16 protein-coding genes are annotated in these 18,859 nt (G+C 56.6%); 12 read left to right on the forward strand and 4 right to left on the reverse strand.

Annotated features, from left to right (window positions below):
• Positions 1-194: 194 nt before the first annotated feature.
• Positions 195-2,666 (forward strand): GNAT family N-acetyltransferase, encoded by a 2,472-nt coding sequence (locus tag MID00_RS11185; RefSeq protein ID WP_035270494.1) that lies wholly within the window; start codon positions 195-197, stop codon positions 2,664-2,666.
• 187 nt (positions 2,667-2,853) lie between these two features.
• Complete coding sequence (locus tag MID00_RS11190; RefSeq protein WP_254498827.1) at positions 2,854-4,932, forward strand: CocE/NonD family hydrolase; 2,079 nt, start codon at positions 2,854-2,856, stop codon at positions 4,930-4,932.
• Between the two features lie 59 nt (positions 4,933-4,991).
• On the opposite strand, the gene MID00_RS11195 is transcribed toward MID00_RS11190, so the two are convergent.
• Together MID00_RS11195 and yjgA are read right to left on the reverse strand one after the other, a co-directional pair.
• On the reverse strand, positions 4,992-5,660 hold the full coding sequence (locus MID00_RS11195) for an alpha/beta hydrolase (protein ID WP_022983590.1): 669 nt from the start codon (positions 5,658-5,660) through the stop codon (positions 4,992-4,994).
• Positions 5,657-6,211: a ribosome biogenesis factor YjgA gene (gene yjgA / locus MID00_RS11200; protein ID WP_009460660.1), complete on the reverse strand. Its 555-nt coding sequence runs from the start codon at positions 6,209-6,211 to the stop codon at positions 5,657-5,659. The genes MID00_RS11195 and yjgA overlap by 4 nt, the downstream gene beginning before the upstream one ends.
• 67 nt (positions 6,212-6,278) lie before the next feature.
• On the opposite strand from yjgA, the gene pmbA reads away from it, so the two are divergent.
• From pmbA to erpA, 7 genes are all read left to right on the forward strand, one after another.
• Positions 6,279-7,646: a metalloprotease PmbA gene (pmbA, locus tag MID00_RS11205; protein WP_060186674.1), complete on the forward strand. Its 1,368-nt coding sequence runs from the start codon at positions 6,279-6,281 to the stop codon at positions 7,644-7,646.
• A gap of 280 nt (positions 7,647-7,926) precedes the next feature.
• Entirely contained in the window at positions 7,927-9,030 is a 1,104-nt protein-coding gene (locus MID00_RS11210) for a TRAP transporter substrate-binding protein (RefSeq protein ID WP_009460663.1), read from the forward strand.
• Positions 9,031-9,360: 330 nt separating this feature from the next.
• A complete protein-coding gene (gene rplM / locus MID00_RS11215; RefSeq protein ID WP_003801836.1) occupies positions 9,361-9,789 on the forward strand; it encodes a 50S ribosomal protein L13 in 429 nt (142 codons plus the stop codon).
• A gap of 9 nt (positions 9,790-9,798) precedes the next feature.
• Entirely contained in the window at positions 9,799-10,191 is a 393-nt protein-coding gene (rpsI, locus tag MID00_RS11220; RefSeq protein ID WP_009460666.1) for a 30S ribosomal protein S9, read from the forward strand.
• A gap of 159 nt (positions 10,192-10,350) precedes the next feature.
• Entirely contained in the window at positions 10,351-11,415 is a 1,065-nt protein-coding gene (argC, locus tag MID00_RS11225) for an N-acetyl-gamma-glutamyl-phosphate reductase (RefSeq protein WP_254498828.1), read from the forward strand.
• Positions 11,416-11,450: 35 nt separating this feature from the next.
• Positions 11,451-12,188 (forward strand): DUF6776 family protein, encoded by a 738-nt coding sequence (locus tag MID00_RS11230; protein ID WP_143241235.1) that lies wholly within the window; start codon positions 11,451-11,453, stop codon positions 12,186-12,188.
• Positions 12,189-12,268: 80 nt separating this feature from the next.
• Positions 12,269-12,637: an iron-sulfur cluster insertion protein ErpA gene (gene erpA / locus MID00_RS11235; protein WP_003801826.1), complete on the forward strand. Its 369-nt coding sequence runs from the start codon at positions 12,269-12,271 to the stop codon at positions 12,635-12,637.
• 195 nt (positions 12,638-12,832) lie between these two features.
• On the opposite strand, the gene MID00_RS11240 is transcribed toward erpA, so the two are convergent.
• Both MID00_RS11240 and MID00_RS11245 read right to left on the reverse strand, forming a co-directional pair.
• On the reverse strand, positions 12,833-13,930 hold the full coding sequence (locus MID00_RS11240; RefSeq protein ID WP_254498829.1) for an anhydro-N-acetylmuramic acid kinase: 1,098 nt from the start codon (positions 13,928-13,930) through the stop codon (positions 12,833-12,835).
• 3 nt (positions 13,931-13,933) lie between these two features.
• The gene (locus MID00_RS11245) at positions 13,934-15,301 is read right to left on the reverse strand and encodes a M23 family metallopeptidase (RefSeq protein WP_009460675.1); all 1,368 of its coding nucleotides are present in this window, start codon (positions 15,299-15,301) and stop codon (positions 13,934-13,936) included.
• Between the two features lie 242 nt (positions 15,302-15,543).
• Between MID00_RS11245 and tyrS the strand changes: the two genes are divergently transcribed.
• From tyrS to glyA, 3 genes are all read left to right on the forward strand, one after another.
• Positions 15,544-16,770 carry a tyrosine--tRNA ligase gene (gene tyrS, locus MID00_RS11250; protein WP_009460677.1) on the forward strand — a complete coding sequence of 409 codons (1,227 nt, stop codon included), beginning with the start codon at positions 15,544-15,546 and terminating at the stop codon, positions 16,768-16,770.
• A 19-nt stretch (positions 16,771-16,789) separates the two neighbouring features.
• On the forward strand, positions 16,790-17,425 hold the full coding sequence (locus tag MID00_RS11255; RefSeq protein ID WP_009460679.1) for a YbhB/YbcL family Raf kinase inhibitor-like protein: 636 nt from the start codon (positions 16,790-16,792) through the stop codon (positions 17,423-17,425).
• Between the two features lie 183 nt (positions 17,426-17,608).
• Positions 17,609-18,859: a serine hydroxymethyltransferase gene (gene glyA / locus MID00_RS11260; RefSeq protein WP_009460681.1), complete on the forward strand. Its 1,251-nt coding sequence runs from the start codon at positions 17,609-17,611 to the stop codon at positions 18,857-18,859.

Genomic DNA, 18,859 nt, shown 5'->3' on the forward strand with positions numbered 1-18,859 from the left:
TTGCGCCCGTTTTGCCCAGGCATTGGCGTATGGTTGCTATACGAAAGTATATGAATGGCCCGCCACGGGATAAAAACCGGCTGCATGATGCAAGACAGAGATAGCCAGCCAAGTCTCTTTTATTTGTAGGCGGCTGTGCTTAAGATGGGAGAATTCATTATTTTGGTGTGTGGTTTTCTTATGGCGGAACAATCATGGCAGCCCTAAGGCATCGTCTGACAGCATTGTTTGAGCCCCGTTCGGTGTTGGTCGTGTCCACCTTGCCTTTGCCCCTGATCAACGAGATGCCAGCCCGATTGGCTGGGCGGATCACGCAGGCACGGATTACAGCCACGCAAGTGCTGGTGCCCGATCGTCTGGAAGGATTGACCGATACACAGCGCCTGGATCTGGCGCTGGTGTGTATCGAGCCGGTGCGTTTGCCACAGGCCCTGGATGCCATCCGGGTGCATAAACCACGTGTGGTTCTGTTGCTGCCCTCCAATCTGGCCTCCCGCGATCCTATGGAAGACATGGTGTATGCGCGCTCCTGGGCCCGTATCAATAATTGTCTGGTGCTGGGGCCGCGTGCCTTCGGGATACAACGGCCGCATCTGGGCATCAATTTAAGTCACGAGCCGCAAATGGCTCTGGCGGGCCGTGTGGCCTTGGTGTCTCAGTCGCGCTCCATTACCTCGGCCTTGATGGACTGGGCTGAGGATGTCAGCCTGGGTTTCTCTGCCATTGTGTCGGTCGGGGACGAGGCCGTTATCGACGTGCCCGAGGTGCTTGAATATCTGGCCATGGACCCGCGCACGGACAGTATTGCGCTGTATCTGGAGCACACACCTGCTTCTCGTCGTTTCACCAGTGCCTTGCACGCCGTAGCGGCCGTCAAACCTGTGGTGGTCCTGAAAGTAGGCGGTCAGCGTCAGCAGGGCGAGGCCCACGAGGCGGTCTTCAATGCCTTGATGCGGCGTGTGGGGGCGGTGCGCATTCGTTATTTTGTGCAGCTGTTCTCGGCCCTGAAAGTGCTGGTTTACACCCGCCGTCCCAAAGGGCGGCGTATTGCCTTGTTCTCCAATGGGAATGGGGCCGCGCAGATGGCTTTGGATGTACTGGGTTCGGATGCCGCAGTGACCTGCCCGGAGCTATCGCCCTCGACCCAGCGGGCGCTGGATAATCTGCTGGCTCCTGGCGACCAGGTTCAGAACCCGGTGGTCACTTATGTGCCACTGACGCCCATGCGTATCGACTCGGTTATTTCCACCTTGCTGGATGACAAGGAAATTGACGGGGTGCTGGTCTTGCTGACACCAGACCCCTTGGCCGATATGCCGGCGGTATCGCGTGAGCTGGCCATGCTGTCGGCCAGTGCTCGCAAACCCATTATTACGTGCTTGATTGGGGATGCGGATATGCGTCCCCTGCGTCATTTGCTCGATGGTGTGGGGACGCCGGCTTTCCGTACCCCGGATACGGCTGCCAACGCCTTCGATCTGCTGGCCCGCTATCACTACAACCAGCATTTGTCGCAGCAGACCTTGCCGCCTTTGCCGCTGGGCACCTTGCCAGAGGTAGAGCCTGCCCGAGAACTGGTACGCCAGATTCAAAGCGAGCGCCGCGAGGCTAGCGAGCAGGAGTGCCGCGATCTGCTGCGCTACTTCCACGTGCCTGTTGTCGACTTGCGTGTGACGCACGATCAGGGTGAGCCTGATCCTGATGTCCCGCCCATGGGTCTGCGTTTTGAGACCGACGACAAGTTGGGCCCTTACGCCGTCTTTGGTGGGGCCGATCACGCGGATTGGCTTTCCTCATCCTATCCGGCGGTAGAACTGCCACCGCTGAACCGCTATCTGGCGCGCCAGTTGGTGGAGCGTAGTCCCTTGTGGCGCAAGAGCCTGTCCTCGCAATTGACGCCTTTGGTGTTGACGCAGCTGTTGCAGGTGCTGGAGCGTCTTTCGGATTTGATGAGCGAGTTGCCCGGCGTGCGCCGTGTGGTGCTGGACCCCATCATGGCGGGCGAGAACAGTCTGTACATCAAGAGCATTTCCATTTCCCTGAGCAAGCAGTCCATGCTGGTACTGCCTGAAACGGCTGGCTATCGCCACATGGCGATTCATCCCTATCCGCGTCACATGATTGAGCGGCGTCAGTTCAAGGATGGGCAGCGCTGGACCTTGCGCCCTATACGTCCCGAGGACGCCGAGGCCTTGCAGACCTTTATGCGTGGCCTGTCGGATGAAAGTCGCTACATGCGCTTTGTGTCCATGCTGCGAGAACTGACTCCACGCATGTTGTCGCGCTACACCCGCATCGACTACGACCGGGAGCTGGCGCTGATCGCTACCGTGCGTTCGCCCAATCCAGATAACCGTAACCATCCCCGTGACGAGATTATTGGGTTTGCCCACTATCTTCGTAATGGTGATGGCCGGGGGGCAGAATATGCCCTGGTTATCGGGGATGCCTGGCAGCGGCGTGGTCTGGGAGTCATCCTGATGGAGGCGCTGATACAGGCTGCCGCCGAGCAGGGGCTGACCTACATCGACGGCTATGTGCTGGCCTCCAATGCGCCTATGCAAGCCTTGATGAAGCGTCTGGGCTTTCAGAACGATGCGGACCCGGAAGACCCCAGCATGCGTCGTGTCTGGCTGGATCTGGGTGAGACCCGTCGCTCGGATTAGGCACAGGCAGGCCTGTCTGCTTGTCAGGTAAATACCCGTTTAATTGTTCCCCTGATGTCCCGATTCACTCAACGGTGGCGGGACTATGATGCACTCGTGATGGCAGGCAGTACAGCGCTGGATTGCTGGCTGCCGCCGCATCAATGGATGGTGCCCACCACCGACGGCGCCACATACCGGGGACACAATGATGCGATTGAATCTGGCTGCTTTGCAGCGCTGGGTGCTGGGCTTGTTCTTGATAGGCGGCCTGCTGGCTTGCTCCGGGCAGACAGCGATGCCACCTGAAAAAAACCATTACGAGTTCTCCATGGAGAACGACAGCCTGGAAATGCGCGATGGTGTGCGCTTGGCGGTGACGTATTATCGGCCATCGGCTAAAACACCGGGTGAAACCTTCCCGGTCATTCTGGAGATGCTGCCTTATCGCAAGGACGACTTCTTCGCGCTGGGTGACTACGAGTACGGCTCTTATTTTGCCAAGCGGGGCTATGTGCTGGCGCGGGTTGATGTGCGTGGCACAGGTGGCAGCTCTGGCCCTGTCCCTGTTAGCGAGTATTCCGCTGCCGAGATTGCCGATGCCGAGGAGCTGATCGATCAGTTGTCTCGCAAGAGCTGGTCCAATGGCAAGGTGGGTATGTACGGCCTGTCCTGGAGCGCCTTCAACTCCTTGATGACGGCTCACAGAAAACCGCCAGCACTCAAGGCCATTATCGCGGCGCACGGTTCTACCGATCTGTTTTACAACGACGTTCACTATATTGATGGTGCCTTGCATATTGACTCCTATGCGCACCAGATTGATACCGATAACGCCATGCCGCAAAGCCCGGATTATCGGATTGACCAGGAGTATTTCAAGAACCGTTTTGACCGCGAGCCCTGGATTTTTACCTGGCTGCGTCAACAACAGGACGGCGATTTCTGGCGTGCCGAGTCCCTGGCCTTCAAAAAGCAGCCTTTGGAAGTCCCGGCCTATTTGATTGGTGGCTTGCTGGATGGCTATCGTGATTTTGCGCTGGATGTCAGTCGAACCTCGAAAGCGCCTGTAATTGTGGAAATGGGGCCCTGGAACCACGCCTGGCCAGAATATGGCGTGCCTGGCCCGAATTATGAGTGGCGCGAGAAGGCGGTGCGCTGGTGGGACTACTGGCTTAAAGACATAGATACCGGAATTCTGGATGAACCGCGTCGGATGGCCTTCATGCGTACCGGCCATGCTCCCGCTACCGATCGGACCAGCGTGCCCGGTTATTGGCGCTGTGATCCGCAATGGCCGGTGGAAGGCGCGCGGACTCAACGTCTGCATCCTCAGGCCGGACACCAGCTGGCTGCTATTTCTCCTGCCTCCGGTTTGGCTCAGACCTTGCGTTACAAGGCTGGAGCGAGTTTGGCTGGTGGTGGCTGGTGGGGTGAGCAAACGGGCGATATGGCTGCCGATGATGCACATAGCCTGGTGTATGACTCCGCGCCCTTGAGCGATGCCATGGAAATCATGGGTATGCCTAAGGTACGTCTGAAGGTCGCGGCTGATGCGCCTTTCTATCAATGGACAGTGCGACTGGAGGATGTGGCCCCGAATGGGCAGGTTTCTTTGGTCAGCGGGGCAATCATCAACCCTTCCCAGCGTATCTCGCGTCTGGAACCACAGCCCTTGGTGCCGGGTAAGGCCACCAATTTGGAAACATCCATTCACTTCACTACGTGGCGTTTCAAGCCGGGCCATCGTATCCGCCTGGCGGTGAGCAATGCGCAGTTCCCTATGGTCTGGCCCAGCCCGACGCCGGGTGTCACCAGTCTGTTTCCGGGTGCGGATACCTGGGTAGACCTGCCCGTGGTGCCTGTGCGGGAGCAGGGTACGCAGGCTTGCGTCATGTCGCCACCCCAGGCGAGTGAAGCGGCTCCTTTCGGCCGCACTATTGACGGGGATGGCCCCATGTTCAGCAGTGTTCGTAATGAAGCTACGGGCGATTCGACGTTCACCACCAGCAATGAGCTTAGCTGGGTGCTGCATGACAATTTGTACCGCTCCGAGGAGATGTATCGCTGGGAGGTCAATGATGCTACGCCTGCCAAGGCGCGCTATCAGGGTGATCGGCGCAATGTCTTTACGATCAAGGGGCGGGAGATTGATATGTCAGCCCAGGCTCGGATCGAGTCCGACGAGTCGTATTTCTACCTGACTTTCACGCGGGTGCTGAAAGAGGATGGGGTGCAGGTTCGGGAAAAGACCTGGCAAGAGCGTATTGCTCGGATCTATCAATGAAAAGCTGAATAAGAAACGCCGCTGTGATTGCAGCGGCGTTTTTTTGTCTTGTGCTCTGATTAGCGCAGTACCTGTTTCAGGAAGTGGCCAATCGCGCTGATTTCTTCCGGGCAAACAGCGTGGGGCATGGGGTAGACATTCCATTGCACCTGATAGCCCATGGCTTCCAGTTGCTGACGGCTGGCTTCGGCACGTGTCAGAGGCACGACCGGGTCCATGCTGCCATGCGCCATGAATATAGGCGTGTTCTGATTGGCCTGATGACGTTCTTTTTCCACCGCTGTCGCCAAAGGCAGGTAACCGGACAGGCAGAGCATGCCAGCCAGACGCTCTGGCAAGCGCAAGCCGGTTTGCAGCGTCATGGCACAGCCTTGCGAGAAACCGGCCAGAACAATATTTTCCGTGGGAATGCCGCGAGCGTTTTCGCGGGCAATCAGGTTCTGCACTTCGATCTGCGATTGGCGCAGGCCGCTTTCGTCCTCGTGGCGCACCAGGTCCGCCACATAAATGTCGTACCAGGAACGCATGGCCATGCCGCCATTGATGGTGACGGGCTGGATGGGGGCGTGCGGGAAAATGAAACGAATAGCGGGGGCGTTTTGCAGGCCCAGCTCTGGCACTATAGGGGCGAAATCGTGGCCGTCAGCGCCTAAGCCATGCAGCCAGATAACGGCGTGCTGAGGGTTGGCACCGGTTTCAATCTCAATCGACTCAAGCAGAGGGTTCATGCGGACTCCGAAAGATCTACCAAGGTCTTGATGTATTGGTACAGGGCGCGGTAGTGCTTGCGCTGTGGGTCTTGGCCTTGTACCAGTGTGGAATTTTTCTCGGCTTCTTTGCGTGCGGCACGAATCAGGGTGCGCAATTGCTGGATATCGGCGCCGGAAAATTCATTCATGAATTCGGTCAGAGCGTCGTCATCACGCAACAACAGGTCGCGTAGCGCTTCCAGCCTGTGCATGGCACGGGTGTCTTCCTTGGAGCCGTTTTCCCAGACGTCCAGTTGTTTCAGGATCGGTTCGGGCTCCACATTGCGCATCAGCTTGCCCACGTAGTGGATTTGACGGCGGCGTCCTTCGCGGGCCGTCGGGCTGATGCGCTTGGCATCCTTGATGGCAGCCATCAAGGGCTCGCCCAGATCAAGTTGTTTGAGTCGGTCGTCCGAGAGCTCAATCAGGCGTTTGCCCAGGTCGAGCAGAGCGTGCATTTCGCGTTTTACCTGCGATTTGCTGGGGCGGTCGTAACCGTTTTCATCGATTTCAGTGCGTGGACGGGCCATAAGAAGTGAAATAGCAAAGATTGTCGCCAATTGGCTATGATAACCGCCTAACCCTCAAAGAGTAGCAATGAGTCATCCAACTATTTCCCAATTGTCGATCAGTGCCAATCAGTTCCAGTTTTGTGAATTGGTGGATGAAGCGCTGCGGCATGCCAAAAAACTGGGCGCCAGTGATGCTGCCGTCGATATTTCAGAAAACAAAGGTCTGGCCGTCTCTGTGCGCCAGATGGAACTGGAAACGGTAGAGCAGACGCAAGACCGCTCCTTGGGTGTGACCGTGTTTGCAGGCCAGCGCAGTGGCTCGGCCTCCACGTCGGACTTTTCGATCAAGGCGCTGCGTGAAACGGTGGAAGCCGCCTGGCATATTGCCCGCTACACCGCTGAAGATCCTTTTGCTGGGCTGCCTGAAAAAGACATGCTGGCGCAAAGCTATCCCGATCTGCACCTGCACCATCCCTGGCTGCTGGACGCGGATCAGGCCGCCAAACTGGCGATTCGTGCCGAGCAGGCTGCGCTGGAGTTGAGTCCTCTGATCAGTAATTCCGAAGGCGCGTCGGTCGATACGCTGGAAGGGCATTTTGTGATGGGTAACAGCCGCGGCTTTCTTGGGGGCTACCCCTATAGCCGTCACTCGCTCAGCGTCAGCCCCATTGCCGGCAAGGGCGACAATATGCACCGCGACTACTGGTACAGCAGCTCGCGTGACCCTTCCCGCCTGGCCAGCCCCGAGTCGGTTGGGCGTTATGCGGCCGAGCGCACTTTGTCGCGCCTGTCGGCCCGCCGTATTCCGACCGGCCGCTATCCGGTGTTGTTTGAAGCCCCGCTGGCTGTGGGCTTGATCGGCTCTCTGGTGCAGGCCACCAGTGGCTCGGCCCTGTATCGCAAAACCAGCTTCCTGCTGGATTCTTTGGGCAAGTCTGTCATGGCCAAGCACATTGACGTGCTGGAGCGTCCGCATCTGGCTGCCGCCATGGGCAGTGCACCGTTTGACTCGGAAGGGGTACGTACCTGCGACCGTGATGTAGTGCGTGGCGGCGAGCTGAAAGGCTATTTTCTGTCTTCCTACGCAGGCCGCAAACTGGGCATGCCTTCTACGGGGAATGCCGGTGGTTCGCACAATTTGCTGCTGAGCTCGCGCCTGACTCGTCCCGAGGACGACCTGGATGCCATGTTGAAGAAAATGGACCGTGGTCTGCTGGTAACCGAGCTGATCGGCCAGGGTATCAATTACCTGACCGGCGACTACTCGCGTGGTGCCTTTGGCTACTGGGTGGAAAATGGTCGCATTCAGCATGCCGTGGAAGAAGTGACGATTGCAGGCAATCTGGCCGAGATGTTTGTGCAGATTGTGGCCGTGGGTGCTGATACCTTTGCGGCTGGCTCCAAGCGTACGGGTTCCATCCTGATCGAGCAGATGTCGGTGGCCGGTTCCTGATTTCTGCTACCTGGAAAACTGGCTTGGCCCCTTATACCTTGCCACGGGCAAGAGGGCGCTCAATAAACAGATGTTTACGGCCTGAGTTCGGAGTCGCTTCCGACTCAGGCCGTTCTCTATGGAGCGCCGTTCAGGTGTTTCAGGTCAAAGACCCGACAATATAGGGCCGGATTTGCGGGATAATCCGGGCTTTCCCAGCCCCCCATTCGGGGCGCGCCAGTGTACTATCCATAGCATAAAAATATTTCCCAGTTATCGAATACCCACAAGGAGGTTATTCATGCAGCGTCGCTCGTTTCTGAAAAAGGCAGGTCTTGGCGCCGTAGCCAGTACCGCCGCTATTGCTGCTCCTGCTATTGCCCAAAGCAATCCCAAGGTTAATTGGAAGCTGACATCGACTTACGGTCCCGCTACCCCGGCTCTGTTTTCGACAGCCCAGTCGTTTTGCAAGATGGTGGAAGAGGCCTCGGACGGCAACTTCAACATCCGTCTGTACCCAGCCGGTGAAATTGTCCCCGGTTTTGGTGTGATGGATGCAGTCAGCAATGGCACGGTGGAGTGCGGTCAGACAGCTTCTTATTACTACTACGGTAAAGACCCCTCGTTCAGCTTTGACACGGCCGTGCCTTTTGGCCTGAATGCCCGTCAAATGAACGCCTGGATGCAGGAAGGCAACGGTACCAAGCTGCTGCGTGAACTGTTTGCCACTCGCAACATCATCAACTTCGCTTTCGGTAACACCGGCACCCAGATGGGTGGTTGGTACCGCAAGGAAATCAACTCTCTGGAAGACCTGAAAGGTCTGAAGATGCGTACGGCCGGTTTTGCTGGCGAAGTGCTGGCCCGCATGGGCGTGGTGCCTCAGCAAGTGCCACCAGGCGATATTTACCCATCGCTGGAAAAAGGCACACTGGACGCCGTGGAATTCGTCGGTCCTGTGGATGACGAGAAACTGGGCTTCCAGAAAGTGGCCAAGTATTACTACTATCCCGGTTGGTGGGAGGGGTCGGCCCAGGTTTCGCTGTACGTGAACGACGCTGCTTTCAATGCACTGCCCAAGCAATACCAGTCCCTGATTGAAATTGCTTCGCGTGCTGCGGGCGAGCGCATGATCTGTCAGTACGACGCCCAAAGCCCAGGCGCCCTGCGTCGCCTGATCGCCAGCGGTGCGGTACTGAAAGCCTTCCCGCGAGACGTGATGGACGAGTCCTTCAAGACCGCCAATATTCTGTACAAGGAGTTCTGCGACAAGGATCCCATGTTCAAGAAGATTCACGACGACTACATGGGCTTTCGTGACGCGATTGTGCCTTGGTTCCGTGTGGCCGAAGGCTCTTACGACAACTACCTGGGCATTGCTCTGGCAAACCAGAAAAAAGGCTGATCCCCGTAGTTGGGACCGGGCAGGGCAGTCTGCTCCGGTTCGACTAACCAGTCTTGTTAACCCCTGTTTTTCCTTTGGAAAGCAGGGGTTTTTAATGCGCCTTCCCTTTATGAGAGAGCGCCTGGTTGTGGCAAAAAACCTGTGTTTTTGTGCAAAACCCTAGTGTTATCCACTATTTATGTTATTATGGCGAGCTATTTGGCAGAAATGCACGGGCGGAATATAACGCCTTGGCAGGGTCAAATAGAGCTGCCCGGCTTGAAACAGCGGGTAGATTGTATGGGCCGAGCATGTTGCTTTGACCCAGAATTTTAATATTTAGGAACCATCATGAAGACCTTCGTGGCCAAGCCGCTTGAAGTCAAACGTGACTGGTTTGTGATTGACGCTAAAGGCAAAGTCCTTGGTCGTGTGGCCAGCGAAGTCGCACGCCGTTTGCGTGGTAAGCACAAACCCGAATATACCCCTCACGTTGATACCGGCGATTACATCATTATCATCAACGCTGCTGACATTGCCGTGACCGGTAACAAGGCGCAGGATAAGAAGTACTATCGTCACTCGAACTACCCAGGCGGTATTTACGAAACCAACTTCCAAACCATGCAAGAGCGCTTCCCAGGCCGTGCCATCGAAAAGGCCGTCAAGGGTATGTTGCCAAAAGGCCCTCTGGGCTACGCCATGGCCAAGAAACTGAAGGTTTACGCTGGTGCCGAGCATCCTCACAGTGCTCAACAGCCTAAAACTCTGGACATCTAAGGATAGGTCATGATTGGTAACTGGAATTACGGTACGGGCCGTCGCAAGACCTCCGTTGCTCGTGTCTTCATCAAGAAGGGTACGGGTCAAATCGTAGTCAACGGCAAGCCTGTTGACGAATACTTTGCTCGTGAAACGGGTCGCATGATTGTGCGTCAGCCCCTAGTGCTGACCAACCATGTTGAATCGTTTGACATCAAGATCAACGTGCATGGCGGCGGCGAAAGCGGCCAGGCCGGTGCTGCCCGTCACGGCATCACCCGCGCTCTGATCGACTACGACGCAACACTGAAGACAGAACTGAAACAAGCTGGCTTGGTGACTCGTGACGCTCGTGCTGTTGAGCGTAAGAAAGTCGGTCTGCACAAAGCACGTCGCCGCAAACAGTTCAGCAAGCGTTAATTCGCTTCGCGACCTGTTTATGGTGCTCAAAAACCCCGGACGTGTCCGGGGTTTTTGTTTGCTGGCTACATTTGTCCTGCTTTGCCCGCTCTGGTACTTGAGAACAGGCAGGACTACGTTAAGATAGAATTTTTGCTCGTCTCTCTTTCAGGAAAGTTCATGGCTACACATAGCGATACCCGGATCAAGGTAGGGATTGTTGGCGGTACAGGTTACACCGGGGTCGAGTTGCTGCGTCTGTTAAGTCAGCACCCCCAGGTAGAACTGGTTGCCATTACCTCGCGTAAAGAGGATGGTGTGCCGGTATCGGATATGTATCCGAACCTGCGTGGTCATGTGGACCTGAAGTTCTCCACGCCGGAAAATGCCAATCTGGAACAGTGTGACGTGGTCTTTTTTGCCACTCCACATGGCGTGGCCATGAGCCAGGTCGAACGTCTGCTGGAAGCGGGCGTGCGCGTCATTGACCTGGCCGCAGACTTCCGCCTGCAAGATACGGACTTATTCCAGAAGTGGTACAAGATGGAGCACAGTTGCCCGGACATCTTGAGCCAGTCGGCTTATGGCCTGCCAGAGCTGCTGCGCGACAAGATTGCTCAAGCCAAGGTTATTGGTAATCCTGGTTGCTACCCCACCACCGTTCTGTTGGGCCTGGCCCCCTTGCTGGAAGGCGGCAAGGCGCTGGTTGATACCCAGCATCTGATTGCAGACTGCAAATCCGGTGTGTCCGGTGCCGGTAAGGGTGCTTCGGTTCCCAATCTGTTTGCTGAAGCCAGCGACAACTTCAAGGCATATGGCGTGTCGGGTCACCGCCACCATCCGGAAATTGTGGAACAGTTGCAGCGCTTGGCTGGTGGCCCGGTCGGTTTGACCTTTGTGCCGCACCTGGTGCCCATGATTCGCGGCATGTTCTCCACGATCTACGCACGTATCAAGCCCGAAGCCATGGATACAGACTTTCAGGCCTTGTACGAGCAGCGCTACGCCCAGGAAACCTTTGTGGATGTGCTGCCTGCCGGTACTCTGCCAGAAACCCGCTCGGTACGCGCTTCCAACCAGCTGCGTATTTCCGTGCAGCGTCCTGGCAATGGCGATCAGCTAATTATTCTGGTGGTGCAGGATAATCTGGTTAAGGGTGCTTCGGGTCAGGCTGTGCAGAACATGAATATCTTGTTCGGTCTGCCAGAACAAACCGGCTTGAATCACGTTGCAATTTTGCCTTAAAGGGAACTTGGTCTTGGTGAACAGGTCAAATGTTTATGGCTGAATCACCGCAAACCAATTCTTCTACTGTCGCTCCTTCCCGTTCGCGGGGCGGGGCGACTACGATTGGGCTGGCCGTATTGTTGGGAGTGTTGTTGGGCGGTGGAGGCCTGTGGCTTTACCGCAGCCTGACTCAACCGGCCGATCAGTCCGAACAAATACAGCTGGCCATGCAAAATCTGGCGCGTAGCCAGCAATCTCTGCAGCAAATTCAAAGTGAATTTGAAGGGCTGCGCGGGCAACTGGTTCTGGAAGAGAGCACACGCAAGGGTTTGGAAAAGTCCTTGTCGTCTACCCAGGCCGAACTGGCGCAGACGCGCGAACAGTTGGCCTTTTACGAACAGTTGCTCCCACCCGGTCCCAGTGGTTCTGTTACTGTCCGAGCCCTGGACGTTGCGAAAAGGGGTGATTTGCTGGAGTACAAGGTACTGCTGCAACGTAACGCCCCAGAAGGAAAGGCTTTTTCCGGGCGCCTCCAGTTTCAGCTGACTGGGCGGCAAGACGGAAAAAACGTTAAAATCGATCTATCACCCAGTTCCGGGCCGGACTCGGTACTGGCAGAGTCGTCTGTAGAACAGATCGATCCCTTGGTTTTAAACTTCAACCAGTTTCAGCGCGCCATGGGTTGGCTGGCTTTGCCGCCAGGCTTTGAACCCACCGCCTTGACGCTGAACGTCCTGGAAGGAAGCGTTATCCGCGCCTCTCGCCAGGAAAAAATCGCCCAGCCAGACTAATCACCTTACCCGCGGGTGGTCATGTGCAAGGCGATCACATGATAATTATTCATGCCGGCGGGGGCCGGCAGGAGAACCACATGAGCACTCTTACCGAATCCGTTGATCTGCAAGCCCCTCCTTCCCCACTGATCTTTACCGATTCAGCGGTTGAGAAGGTCCGTGAGCTCCTGATTGAAGAAGGCAGCCCCGAACTGAAGCTGCGCGTCTTCGTGCAAGGTGGCGGCTGTTCCGGCTTCCAGTACGGCTTCACCTTTGACGAACTGGTAAACGACGACGACACCATTATTGATAAGGATGGCGTGCAACTGCTGGTTGACGCCATGAGCTTCCAATACCTGGTGGGCGCTGAAATTGATTACAAGGACGACCTGGACGGCGCTCAGTTCGTGATTCGTAACCCGAATGCCACGACTACCTGCGGCTGCGGTTCTTCCTTCACGATGTAAGAAGGCAAGGCTGGCGCTGATTGCTTAGCGTTTCTGGCCTTGGCAGGTTGCTACAAAGTACACCCCAGACTCTGAGTTCAGAGTCTGGGGTGTTTTGTTTATGGGGTTTTGTTGAAGGCCGTGCACCGTTAGGTCTAAGGGGTAAACCGCTGGAGGACGCTTCTTGGTTCAACTTGGGAGGGGCTTGTTCGTAGCTCAGGCCGGATAACAAGCGCCCAGCACCGTAGCGCGCCGTGCGCCTGTCACAGCGGGCAGTCCCGCAGGAATACGTTCGATATGCGCGTAAGCCAGCCAGGCAAAGGCAAGGGCTTCGATGGATTGCGGATCCATGCCCAGCTCGGCGCTGGAGCGGATAGGCATAGCCACCAGATCGCCCAGGCGTTTCAGCATGGCAGGATTGGCAGCGCCACCGCCACACACAATCAGCTCTTGAATCTGATCTGCGTAAGGCTGGATGGCCTGTGCAACGCTATGTACGGTCAAGTCCATCAGAGTGGATTGCACCGTAGCAGGCTGAAGCTCGCCTTTCGGATCAACACGATCCAGATGCTCCTGCAGCCACCCCAAATTGAACAGATCACGACCTGTAGATTTAGGAGCAGGCAGAGCAAACCAGGGTTCGCTCAACAGGCTGGCAAGCAAGGCAGGATCAGATGCCGCGCTATCAGCCCATTGTCCGCCCTTGTCGTAGGACTGGCCTTGATGCTTGTTCACCCAGGCATCCAGCAGCATGTTCGCCGGGCCAGTATCGAAGCCAAAAACATCGCGTCCAGGCAGCAGCAGGGAGATATTCGCAATTCCACCCAGGTTCAGAATGACGCGGCCATGTTCGTGACGGAACAGGGCTTCATGGACGATGGGCACCAAAGGTGCACCTTGGCCGCCCGCCGCTATATCCCGGCTGCGGAAATCCGCAATCACGTCCACTCCACAGCGTTCGGCCAGAAGAGCAGGGGCATTCAATTGCAGGGTGTAGCCCTGGTCAGGCGCATGGCGGATAGTCTGACCGTGTACGCCAATCGCACGGATCAGCTCTTTTTCGGGGCCTTGAGTCCAGGGCAGGCAAGCCTGGGCGTAGAGTTCGGTCAGTTGCTGGGCGGCGATGCTGGCGCGGGCCAGTTCGTTGTGCCCTGGATGCTGCAAAGCCAGCAGCTCGTCTCGCAGAGCGGCTGGCATGGGCAGGCTATGGGTTTGGTGTATCTGTGCCCCCTGTGGGCCGAAGGATGCCAGCACGGCATCCACACCGTCCATGCTGGTACCAGACATCAGTCCGATAAACAGGGGGGCTTTCATGGTTTAGCGGCTGGCCAGCTTTACGGGCTCAGCATCTGTGTGCAGCAAGGCAAAGCTGTTTTGGTAGGAAGCCAGGGTTTGCTGGAACTGCTTGCGCTGCGGGGCATCCAGAACGCGTGCTACTGGCAGGTCTACCGACAGGGGATCAACGGCTTTCTGGGCGATACGGAATTCGTAATGCAGATGTGGGCCTGTTGCCCAGCCCGTCGAGCCCACATAGCCAATCAACTGGCCTTGTTCTACGCGGTCGCCTTTACGCAGTCCAGCGGCAAAGCGGCTCTGGTGAGCGTACAAGGTGGTGAACTGACCGTGATGCTTCAGGATGATCGTGTTGCCGTAGCCGTTCTGGCGGCCAATAAACTCGACCGTGCCATCCGCGGTAGCGTGGATGGGGGTGCCGGATGGGGCAGCATAGTCCACACCCTTGTGGTCACGCCATCCGCCATGCACCGGATGGCGGCGACCGCCAAAGGTGGAGCTGATGCGGGTGAACTTCAGGGCGGTGCGCAGGAAAGCGCCTTTCAGACTTTGGCCGCTGAAATCGTAATAACCGCCGGAGCCATTTTCAGGCTGGAACCAGGCGGCCTCATGGATTTTGCCCTGATTGATGAATTCCACTGCCAGCAAGCGGCCCGAACCCACGTCCTGGCCTTCATGACCGTAGGACTCGTAGACCACGCGGAAACTGTCGCCTTTGCGCAGATCTTTCAGAAAGTCGATCTTGCTGCCCATCACATCCGCCATTTGCAGCGTGATGTTGTCGGGGATGCCGGCCTGATCGCTGGCGCCAAACAGCGAGCTGTTGATGGTGGCTTGAGCCACGCGCACTCGGGTCTGGGTCAGGTCGGTTTGTTCCTGGGCGATAAAGCCATTGTTACCATCCGGGCGTACTTCCAGCCAGCTTGCCAGACCTTGGCCGGACTGATCGGAGTAGGGAGTATGACGGTAGCGCAGCCACTGCAAATTGCCATTGGCATCCAATGCGGCTTGTACGGTACGGCCAGGGTAAAGCTTGTAGATGGAGCGCGCTTTCTTGTCATGCGTCAGAAATTGCAGCAGGCCCTCTTCACTGACTTCCATGCGCTGGAGCAGGGCGGACAAGGTGTCGCCACGGCGGATGCGGGTTTCAGTAATGTAGGCTTGCTGGTCCTGGGCCTGCAGCACGGTCAGGTCCGATGGCAGGGTCAAGGCGGTGCGGGCTTGGTAAATCTGGGGTTCCGGGCTGCTGGGCATCACCACGGCAAGTGCACCGGCGGCTACAAAAGAGCCAAGGGCAAGCGTGATCAAACCGGCACGGATAAAAAGGGCTCGGGCGGACCGAGGCTGGTGGATGTTGAGGTGGGAGGAGGAGCGTTTCCCTTTGCTGAACATAAAACCAGAACCTTGTTGGACGTACGGTTTACCGTCCACCCGGCTGGCAGGCGGAGGTCAGTTGTACTGGGCGGACAGAACATTCCAGCCCTGGCGATCTGACCTGCGCGGGAATGATAAAATAATTTGGTTTACGAAACCTTGCTCAATTCTTAAGCACGTCTCGCAATAGCAGGCTATCCTAGCGCATTAGGCTTAATTTTTCGAGCATTTTTACTCATTAGTTTGTCACCAGATTTGTTATGTCATCCCCCTCAGAGCCCCTTTCTCCAGAAGTCCTGGCTGATTTAGCCATCGTCAAACGCGGCTGCGACGAATTGCTCGTCGAATCCGAGTTTGCCCGCAAACTGGCGCGCAGCCATGCAACAGGACAGCCGCTGCGTATCAAGCTGGGTCTGGACCCCACGGCTCCCGACATTCACCTGGGGCACACAGTGGTGCTCAACAAGATGCGCCAGCTGCAGGATTTGGGGCATACCGTCATCTTTTTGATTGGCGACTTCACTTCCACCATTGGTGATCCCAGCGGCCGCAACACGACTCGTCCGCCCCTGACGCCCGAGCAGGTCATTGCCAACGCCAAGACCTACTACGATCAGGCTGCGCTGGTTCTGGACCCTGCCCGTACCGAAGTTCGCTACAACTCGGAATGGTGCGACAAGCTCGGTTCGCGCGGCATGATTCAACTGGCTTCGCGTTATACCGTGGCTCGCATGATGGAGCGTGATGATTTCACCAAGCGCTTCAAGGCGAATCAGCCTATTTCGGTGCACGAGTTTTTGTATCCTTTGCTGCAAGGCTACGATTCGGTTCAATTGAAAGCGGACGTGGAATTGGGCGGTACCGACCAGAAATTCAATTTGCTGGTGGGGCGTGAATTGCAAAAAGAATATGGTCAGGAACAGCAATGTATTTTGACCATGCCATTGCTGGTGGGTTTGGACGGCGTAGAAAAAATGTCCAAATCCAAAGGCAATTACATTGGTATCAGTGAAACGCCGGACTCCATGTTCGGCAAGTTGATGTCCATCTCCGATACCTTGATGTGGCGTTACTTCGAGCTGTTGTCGTTCCGTAGTCTGGAAGACATCGCCGGTCTGCAAAAGCAGATTGAAGAAGGCCGTAACCCACGTGAAGTCAAAGTGGAGCTGGCACAGGAGATCGTCACACGTTTCCACAGTGCCCAGGCCGCCGAGCAGGCACTGGAAACATTTGATGCCCGTTTCCGTCGTGGCGAAATGCCCGAAGACATGCCCGAGGTAACCGTGGCCGGTGAACTGGCCTTGCTGCGTGTCTTGCGCGAAGCAGGTCTGGTTGCTTCCGGCAGCGAAGCCCAGCGCAATGTGGAGCAGGGCGGCGTGCGCATCAATGGCGAACGTGTGGACGATAAAGGTTTGCAACTGGAGCCGGGCAGCTATGTGCTGCAAGTGGGCAAGCGCAAGTTTGCGCGAGTCACTTTGACCGGCTGATTGATTGTGGAGGTCTGCAATGAAACTGCGTAGTGATTCTTTTCAAGATCAGAGCGTGATTCCCGAGCGTCTGGCGTTTTGCCGTTACGACGCGCAATCGAGAGTCGCCTTGGCCGGTAACGCCAATCCGCATCTGGAATGGTCCGATGTTCCCGAGCAGACCCAATCCTTTGTGGTTATTTGCCACGACCCCGATGTCCCCAGTAAACCGGACGATGTGAACCAGGATGGGCGCGAGGTACCGGCGGATTTGCCACGGGTGGATTTCTTTCATTGGGTCTTGATCAACATCTCGCCCGAACTGCGTAGCCTGGCAGAAGGCTCTTATTCCAAGGGCATCACGCCACGCGGTAAAGCCGGTCCACTGGCTCTGGACGATACGCGCCAGGGCGTGAACGACTTTACCAACTGGTTTGCCAGCGACCGCGACATGAATGGTGATTACTTCGGCTACGACGGCCCGTGCCCTCCGTGGAACGATGCTTTGCCGCACCGTTATGTCTTTACGGTTTATGCCCTGGATATTGCCGAGCTGCCTTTGGAAGGTCGCTTCAATGGCCAGGACGTGTTGCGCGCCATGGAAGGTCATATTCTGGGTCGTGCATCCCTGACCGGTATGTATACCCTGAATCCCCGTTTGATCCAGCAATCCTGATTCCCCAGGGCGGACTGTTTGAGTTTTTTTCATATTCTCTTGAGTCCGCCTGCCGCCGCCTTACTTATTTCCATGTTTTTTGGGGTTTCTGCCACCAGAGACGTTTGTCTCGGTGGTTTGACGCGCTTCCGCGCTAAAATGTTGCTTTCTTAGTTTGCTACCACTTTATCCTTAGGAACCCTCATGTTTGACCGTTCTGCGACTCTTGACAAAGTTGACCCCGATCTTTGGGCTGCGATTCAAAGCGAAGATGTGCGCCAGGAGCAGCACATCGAGCTGATCGCCTCGGAAAACTACACCAGCCCCGCCGTGATGCAGGCCCAGGGCACACAACTGACCAACAAATACGCGGAAGGTTATCCTGGCAAGCGCTACTACGGCGGTTGCGAGTTCGTGGACGTGGTCGAGCAACTGGCTATTGACCGTCTGAAAGAGCTGTTCGGTGCAGAAGCCGCCAACGTGCAGCCCAACTCCGGTTCGCAAGCCAACCAGGGCGTGTACATGGCTGTGCTCAAGCCCGGTGATACCGTTCTGGGCATGAGTCTGGCAGAAGGTGGTCACTTGACCCACGGTTCCCCCGTGAACGCATCGGGCAAGCTGTACAACTTCGTATCCTACGGTCTGGACGAGAACGAAGAGCTGGACTACGACGAGCTGGAGCGCCTGGCCAAAGAGCACAAGCCCAAGCTGATCGTGGGTGGTGCCTCGGCTTACGCCCTGCGCATCGACTTCGAACGCATGGCTCGTATTGCTCATGAAAACGGCGCCTTGCTGATGATCGACATTGCCCACTACGCCGGTCTGGTTGCTGGTGGTGCTTACCCCAACCCCGTGCCTCACGCTGACTTCGTGACTTCTACGACTCACAAGTCCCTGCGTGGTCCTCGTGGTGGCGTCATCATGATGAAGGCCGAACACGAAAAAGCCATCAACTCGGCTATTTTCCCCGGCATTCAAGGCGGCCCACTGATCCACGTGATCGCTGGTAAGGCTGTTGCGTTCAAGGAAGCTCTGGCTCCCGAGTTCAAGACCTACGCTGCTCAAGTTGTGAAGAACGCTGACGTTCTGGCCCGCACTCTGGTTGAGCGCGGTCTGCGTATCGTGTCCGGTCGCACCGAAAGCCACGTCATGCTGGTAGACCTGCGTCCCAAGGGCATCACCGGTAAAGTGGCTGAAGAAGCACTGGGCAAGGCTCACATCACGGTCAACAAGAACGCCATTCCTAACGACCCCGAGAAGCCATTTGTCACCAGCGGCGTGCGTTTGGGTACTCCTGCCATGACCACTCGCGGCTTTAAAGAAGCCGAAGCGGAATTGACGGCGCACCTGATTGCTGATGTACTGGACAACCCTCACGACGAAGCCGTTTTGGCGGACGTTCGTCGCCGTGTACACGAGCTGACTGCCAAGTTGCCCGTTTACTCCTCCAAGTAA

It is taken from the genome of Alcaligenes sp. NLF5-7 (genome assembly GCF_024266725.1).
Classification (GTDB): Bacteria; Pseudomonadota; Gammaproteobacteria; order Burkholderiales; family Burkholderiaceae_B; genus Alcaligenes; species Alcaligenes phenolicus.